Source organism: Rhizobium freirei PRF 81, assembly GCF_000359745.1.
Classification (GTDB): Bacteria; Pseudomonadota; Alphaproteobacteria; order Rhizobiales; family Rhizobiaceae; genus Rhizobium; species Rhizobium freirei.
The window spans coordinates 95,328-102,441 of the sequence record NZ_AQHN01000001.1 but is presented as its reverse complement, the minus strand read 5'-3'; the positions used below and the strand labels follow the sequence as shown (position 1 = coordinate 102,441).

Genomic DNA, 7,114 nt, shown 5'->3' with positions numbered 1-7,114 from the left:
AGAGCATTTCCAGGAAAAGTGCGCGGCGGTTTTCCGTCCGGAATGCGTTGGGAAATAAGAGGATAGAGCGTTTTCGCGATTCGAAGAAAAGCGGAAATGCTCTAAAGGAGGTTAATGGCCTTTTACGTTCAACGGGAAAGTTCGCGACAAGCCGAAGTTGAAGTCCTTCTTCGTCAGTCGGATCAGATCGCTGCGCGGCTCCATCCGGGCGAATTCCGCCGATAAGCCTGTTCTTCGAAAAGGTGATTGAGACGTAAGTTCGCGCTTTAGAGCGGGCTTCGCCCAATAATTCGGGCCTCTGTCCCGTTTGGGAAAAGAGGCCCGAACAAAAGCTCAAAAATTGGTGCTGTCGCTGCGGTCAGTGGCGATACTGCTGTATACGCGTCGTCCGGAGACCGGCAAGGCCATGAGTATTAATGGACGACTGCCAGGAGAGGAATTCCTCGACAGTCAAAGTATAACGTTCGCAGGCTTCTTCCAAGCTGAGTAGACCACCACGCACGGCGGCGACAACCTCTGCCTTGCGACGAATGACCCAGCGGCGCGTATTCGGCGGCGGAAGGTCGGCTATCGTCAGCGGGCTGCCATCGGGGCCGATGACATACTTCACTCGGGGACGTATCATTTCGGTCATTGGACTCTCTACACACACTCAAGACCACGAGTGGCACTCTAGCTTGCCACATTTAAAAATTGCCTAAGCACATGGTAAGACTTTGCTAATAATTTTAATGATTGTGACAGGTGCCTGATTTGCTCTTGCCTTAGCCGGGTAAAGTGCCTTGTCTTTCCGCCATTTCAGAAGGAAGCGGCCGCCGGACCTATCATTTTTCGTCAGTGAAAACTTACGCTTTGAGGGCGATTATACTTGCGCAGAATACTTCTCCGCCGCAGGCTGAAACACTGCTCTACCTCTCAAAGGCAGCACTATGCGTGCAGGCCGTTCTTCTTTCCGCCCCAGCAGACGAAGCTCGGATTGGCGAAGTCGCAATCTTCGCTTTGGTTGGTTTTGCCGTAGGTCAGAAGATCGCCTTGCGTGGTTACGGTAGTGCCCCCGGCGGCGCGCAGCACGGCGTCGCCGGCTGCGGTATCCCACTCCATGGTGCGGGCAAAGCGCGGATAGACATCGGCCTTGCCTTCAGCGAGCAGACAGAATTTCAGCGAGGAGCCAATCGAGGTGCAGGCGGAAATCGGGTTGCCCGTCAGGAAGCTCTCGGTTTTTTCATTGCTGTGACAACGGCTGGCAAGCGCAGTCATCTTGTCTGGCCGTTCGCGCACGGCGATCGCAAGACGGTCAACGACGGTAAAGTGCTCGTCGACGATCAGCTTGCGGGCTTTGCCCGGCTCGCCCGTGAAGGCCAATCCCAATGCAGGAGCGTAGACGATGCCGGCGACGGGAATGCCGTTGACGATATAGGCGATGTTGACGGTGAACTCGTCGCGGTGCTCGATGAATTCGCGCGTGCCGTCGAGCGGATCGACCAGAAAGAAGGGGCGGCCGCGAATATCGGGAATCTTGCCGGCGGAGACGGATTCTTCCGCGATGGCCGGAATATCGGGGAAGTCACGCGCCAGATGCTCGAGAATGATGTGTTCGGCACGCTCGTCGGCGAGGGTGACCGGGCTCATATCCTGTTTGAGGACAACGGCATAACCGGCGCGGTAGACCTCCAATATGGCCTTTCCCGCCTCGAGTGCCGCCATTTCAAATGTTGCGAGCATTTGTCTGTTCGTCTTCCGCGCCATGTTCGCGCTTAAAGTGTCCGGACATTATAGATAGGAAGTCGCAAACACGGAGTTTAGAGGATGGATGATCCGGCTCCCTATGCCTTAGCGCCAGGGCGAGGCTTTCGCAACAAGGCTCTGCATGGCGGGCCGTCGTTAAACCCGCCGAGCGGCGGGGCGTGTCGTTTGAGAGACAATCGCTCAACGCCCGTGCGCATTCGGGAAAGAACATGTCCTGTTTGCGAAGCTTTTTCGTCCTTTCGGGACTTGTCGTTTTTATTGCATGTGCGAATGTGCGGCCGGGGTAGCATCGGGATGAATGCATGCGATATTCGGCATATCAGCTTCTAAAACAGGCATTTTCAGGCAATCGTCACTGGCAGCCGGTGTGGCGGACGCCCGAGCCTAAACCGCATTATGACGTGATCATCGTCGGCGGTGGCGGGCATGGGCTGGCGACGGCCTATTATCTCGCCAAGGAATTCGGCATCACCAATGTGGCGGTGCTGGAAAAGAGCTATATCGGCTCGGGCAATGTCGGGCGCAACACGACGATCATCCGCTCCAACTATCTGCTGCCGGGCAACGAGCCGTTCTACGAGTTCTCGATGAAGCTTTGGGAAGGGCTGGAGCAGGACTTCAACTACAATGCCATGGTCTCTCAGCGCGGCATCGTCAACCTGTTCCATTCCGATGGGCAGCGCGATGCCTATGCCCGGCGCGGCAACGCCATGCGCATGCACGGCGTCGATGCGGAGCTGCTCAATCGCGAGCAGGTCCGCCGGATGATGCCTTACCTGAATTTCGATCATGCCCGCTTTCCGATCCTCGGCGGCCTCTTGCAGCGGCGCGGCGGCACGGCGCGGCACGATGCGGTCGCCTGGGGCTATGCGCGCGGCGCCGACAGCCGCGGCGTCGATCTCATCCAGCAATGCGAAGTCATCGGCATCCGCCGCGAGAACGGTATCGTCACCGGCGTCGAGACCAATCGCGGCTTCATCGGCTGCAACAAGCTGGCGCTTGCGGCTGCCGGCCATATCTCGATCCTTGGCAATATGGCCGATCTTGATCTGCCGATCGAAACCCATGTGCTTCAGGCCTTCGTTTCCGAAGGGCTGAAGCCCGTCATCGACAATGTCATTACCTACGGCGCGGGACACTTCTATATCTCGCAGTCGGACAAGGGCGGTTTGGTCTTCGGCGCCGATATCGATTACTACAGCTCCTATGCCCAGCGCGGCAATCTCGCTACCGTCGAGCATACGATGGAGGAGGGCGTTTCGCTCATTCCCGGCCTGTCGCGTGTCCGCGTGCTGCGCACCTGGGGCGGCGTCATGGATATGAGTATGGATGGCTCGCCGATCATCGATCGCACCCCCATCGACAATCTGTATCTGAACTGCGGCTGGAACTATGGCGGCTTCAAAGCGACGCCGGCCTCGGGCTTCTGCTTAGCGCATCTGATCGCCAGGGGCGAGAGCCACGACGTCAGCCGCCTTCTGCGTCTTGACCGCTTCGAGCGCGGCTTTGCGATCGACGAAAGCGGCAAGGGTCCGCAGCCGAACCTGCATTAAGGGCACAATACCAATGGCAAGCTTGATCAACTGCCCGCATTGCGGCGTGCGACCCAAGGAAGAATTCTCCATTCGCGGCTCGGCGTCCGTCGTCCGCCCGGCGCAGACTGCGCCGGATGAAGACTGGAACCGCTACGTCTTCGTCCGCGACAACGAGCGCGGCCGAATTCAGGAATATTGGCATCACAGCGCGGGATGTCGCCGCTGGCTGGTCGTCGACCGCAGCAATGTCACCCACGAGGTCTTTTCCGTTACCGATGCCGAAGTCAAGGCGAAGGAGGCGGCACGATGACTGCTTATCGTCTGTCGGCCGGCGCCCTCGTCAATCGCAGTCGCCCGCTTTCCTTCAAATTCGACGGCAGGGAAATGAGGGGGCTGGAAGGCGACACGCTCGCAGCCGCCCTTCTTGCCAATGACCAGCTGCTCGTCGGGCGCAGCTTCAAATATCACCGGCCGCGCGGCATCCTGACGGCGGGTTCGGCCGAGCCGAATGCGCTCGTCACCATCGGCAGTGACGGCCGCACCGAGCCGAATACGCGCGCCACCGTCGCCGAGCTTTATCAAGGTATGACGGCCGTGAGCCAGAACCGCTGGCCGTCGCTGAAATACGACTTGGGTTCGGTCAACGGGTTGTTGTCGCCCTTCCTTGGGGCAGGCTTCTACTACAAGACCTTCATGTGGCCGGCCGCCTTCTGGGAGAAGGTCTACGAGCCGCTGATCCGGCGTGCCGCCGGTCTGGGCAAGGCTGTCATGCAGGCCGATCCGGACCGCTATGAGAAAGCCTGGGCGCATTGCGATCTGCTTGTTATCGGATCGGGGCCTGCGGGATTGATGGCCGCTCTGACCGCCGCTCGCGCGGGTCTGCGTGTCGTGCTGGCAGACGAAGGCTTTCGTCTGGGCGGTTCGCTGCTGTCGGAAAGGCTGGCCATCGGCGGCGTGTCGGCCGATGCCTTCGTACAGACGGTGCTGGACGAGCTGCAGAGCTTCGAGAATGTGACGCTTATGCCGCGTACGACCGTGTTCGGCTGGTATGACGGTAACGTCTTCGGCGCTGTCGAAAAGGTGCAGAAGCATGTGGCGATGCCATCGCCGGATCTTCCCGTCGAGCGTCTCTGGCGCATCGCCGCCAGGCGCGCCATCCTTGCCTCCGGCGCCGAAGAGCGGCCGCTGGTGTTCGGCGGCAACGATCGTCCGGGCGTCATGATGGCCGGCGCGATGCGTAGCTATCTCAATCGCTATGGCGTCGTTGCCGGCCAGAAGGTGGCCATCTTCACCAATGGCGGCTCCGGCTATCGCACGGCCGCCGATCTAGCCGCTGCGGGCGTCGAGATCTCGGCGATCCTCGATACGCGCGCCGCATCGGCCGATGCCGCGCCTCAGGGCGTTCGTGTGGTTCATGCCGCAAGCGTCCATGCGACCAAGGGCAAGTACCGTATCAGCGGCGTCATCGCCGATCGTGGCGGCCTGGATGAGCTGATCGCATGCGATGCGCTTGCCATGTCCGGCGGCTGGTCGCCGATCATCCATCTTGCCTGCCAGCGCGGCGCCAAGCCGGTGTGGTCGGACGAAAACCAGGCGTTCATGGCGCCGATCGTCGGCGGCGAGCTGGAGATTTCCGGCTCGGCAGCCGGTATCGAGAGCGTTTCCGGTTGTCTTGCCGATGGCGCGGAAAAGGCGCGGCTGGTCGTCGAAAGCCTCGGCCGCGCGGCTCAAACGGCGGACCTGCCCGAAGTCGAGGGCGAATACGATCCATCCTTTGCGGCGATCTGGCATGTGCCGGGCGCGAAGGACAAGGCTTTCGTCGACTTCCAGAACGATGTCCACGCCAAGGATCTCGGTCTTGCCCTGCGTGAAGGTTTTGGCCATGTGGAGCATGCCAAGCGTTACACGACGAGCGGCATGGCGACGGACCAGGGCAAGCTCGGCAATGTGAATGCCGCCGGCATCATCGCCGGCATGCGTGGCGTCAGCCCCGCCGCCGTCGGCACGACGACGTTCCGCCCATTCTACACGCCTGTTTCCTTCGGTGCGCTGGCCGGTACGGCGCGCGACAAGCATGCGCAGCCGGTCAGGGAATCGCCGCTGCATGGCTGGGCGAAGAAGAATGGCGCGACCTTCGTCGAAGCCGGTCTCTGGTATCGCTCGTCTTGGTTTGCCAGGCCGGGCGAGAAGGGCTGGCGCGACAGCGTCGACCGCGAAGTTCTGAATGTGCGCAACAATGTCGGGCTTTGCGACGTGTCGACACTCGGCAAGATCGAGGTCTTCGGCAAGGATGCGGCGGAGTTTCTCAACCGCCTCTATTCCAATGCCTTCCTGAAGCTGCCGGTCGGCAAGGCGCGCTACGGATTGATGCTGCGCGAAGACGGCATGGTCTTCGACGACGGCACGACGAGCCGGCTGACGCCGGACCATTTCTTCCTCACGACCACGACGGCAATGGCCGGCGAGGTGATGACGCATATGGAATTCTCAGCGCAGACGCTCTGGCCGCAGCTCGACGTCCGCTTCGTTTCCTCTTCCGATCAATGGGCGCAGATGGCGATTGCCGGCCCGAAGGCACGGCTGGTGCTGGAGCAGATCGTCGAAGACGATATTTCCGACTCCTTCTTCCCGTTCCTCGCCGCCGCCGAAGTCGTGCTGAAGGGCGGCCTGAAGGGGCGCCTGTTCCGTATCTCCTTCTCGGGCGAGCTTGCCTACGAACTTGCGGTTCCGGCCGGCTATGGCGAGGCGGTGGCGGATGCGATCATGGAGGCCGGCAAGTCGCATGGCATCTGCGCCTATGGCGTCGAAGCTCTCAACGTGCTGCGCATCGAGAAGGGCCACGTCACCCACAACGAGCTGGATGGCCGGACAACTCCCGACGATGTCGGCCTTGGAAAAATGATGTCGGCTCAGAAACCGGATTTCATCGGCAAGCGATTGTCGACGCGCTTCGGTCTGACCGCCGCCGATCGCGGGCAGCTCGTGGGGCTGAAGCCGCTCGACACGACGAAGGAGATCCACGCCGGCGCGCATCTTCTGAAGGAAGGTGCAAGGCCGTCGACCGTGAACGATCAGGGGCATGTGTCCTCGGCCTGCTTCTCGCCGGTTCTTGGTCATTCCATCGCATTGGCCTTCCTGAAATCGGGCCGCGAGCGGATTGGCGAACATGTGGTCGTCTGGGACGGGCTGCGTGGCGAAGAGGTGCCGGCGGAGGTCTGCAATCCGGTCTTCGTCGATCCGGACAACAAGAAGCTTTTCGGGTGAGGGATTGATGAGCGTCGCGTTTCAGAACAGGCATGTGCTGGAAGATCATATTTCCGGCTTCGAGGCTGCCGCCAATCCGAATCATCTCGCCGTCGTTCGCAGGCCCGCCATCTTTTCCGTCCTCGGCAAAGCCGGCGAGGAGGATTGGGTTCTGGCCGGGCTGAAGGTGATCGACGATGTTTCCGTTCGCAGCGCCGGGCCGAGGGAGTGGCTTGTCGTTTCCGAAACGCTTGGCACCGAGAGCGTGGCGCGCGATCTGTTCGGGCTCGATCCGGCTCGCGTTTCGTTTTTCGAGCAGAGTGATGGCCGGGTGCTGCTTCGCATCTCCGGTCCCAACGTCCGTCGCATTCTCGCCAAATGCGTGGCTGTAGACCTGCATCCGCAAGTCTTTGCCGAAGGGCAGTCGGCCAACATGCTGTGCTGCCATGTCAGCGCTAATGTCGCCCGCACCGGCACCGATCGCTTCGAAATCATCGTGCCGCGCTCCTATGCCGGCAGCGTCTTCGAAGAGATCATGGAGATGGGACGGGAGTTCGCGCTCACGGCCGGCTTCACCGACTGAAAAGCCT

Annotated in this window: 7 protein-coding genes; 4 read left to right on the top strand and 3 right to left on the bottom strand. The window is 60.8% G+C overall.

Features of this window, described 5'->3' with window-relative positions; all coding sequences use genetic code 11:
• The 3 genes from RHSP_RS35365 to cysQ form a co-directional block, all read right to left on the bottom strand.
• Positions 1-286, bottom strand: a 286-nt coding sequence (locus tag RHSP_RS35365) for a hypothetical protein (RefSeq protein ID WP_210161676.1), incomplete at its 3' end; no start/stop codon positions are given.
• A gap of 72 nt (positions 287-358) precedes the next feature.
• Positions 359-634: a CtrA inhibitor SciP gene (gene sciP, locus RHSP_RS00500; RefSeq protein ID WP_004107124.1), complete on the bottom strand. Its 276-nt coding sequence runs from the start codon at positions 632-634 to the stop codon at positions 359-361.
• 293 nt (positions 635-927) lie between these two features.
• Positions 928-1,722, bottom strand: coding sequence for a 3'(2'),5'-bisphosphate nucleotidase CysQ (gene cysQ, locus RHSP_RS00495; protein ID WP_004107122.1), 795 nt, complete (start codon positions 1,720-1,722; stop codon positions 928-930).
• Positions 1,723-2,048: 326 nt separating this feature from the next.
• On the opposite strand from cysQ, the gene RHSP_RS00490 reads away from it, so the two are divergent.
• Genes RHSP_RS00490 through RHSP_RS00475 form a run of 4 tightly spaced genes read left to right on the top strand, consistent with a single transcriptional unit; the run spans position 2,049 to position 7,107 of the window.
• On the top strand, positions 2,049-3,299 hold the full coding sequence (locus RHSP_RS00490) for a sarcosine oxidase subunit beta family protein (RefSeq protein WP_004107120.1): 1,251 nt from the start codon (positions 2,049-2,051) through the stop codon (positions 3,297-3,299).
• A 13-nt stretch (positions 3,300-3,312) separates the two neighbouring features.
• Entirely contained in the window at positions 3,313-3,591 is a 279-nt protein-coding gene (locus RHSP_RS00485; protein WP_004107117.1) for a sarcosine oxidase subunit delta, read from the top strand.
• Positions 3,588-6,545, top strand: coding sequence for a sarcosine oxidase subunit alpha family protein (locus tag RHSP_RS00480; protein WP_004107114.1), 2,958 nt, complete (start codon positions 3,588-3,590; stop codon positions 6,543-6,545). Before RHSP_RS00485 ends, RHSP_RS00480 begins: the two co-directional genes overlap by 4 nt.
• A 7-nt stretch (positions 6,546-6,552) precedes the next feature.
• Positions 6,553-7,107: a sarcosine oxidase subunit gamma gene (locus RHSP_RS00475; RefSeq protein ID WP_004107111.1), complete on the top strand. Its 555-nt coding sequence runs from the start codon at positions 6,553-6,555 to the stop codon at positions 7,105-7,107.
• Positions 7,108-7,114 lie beyond the last annotated feature (7 nt).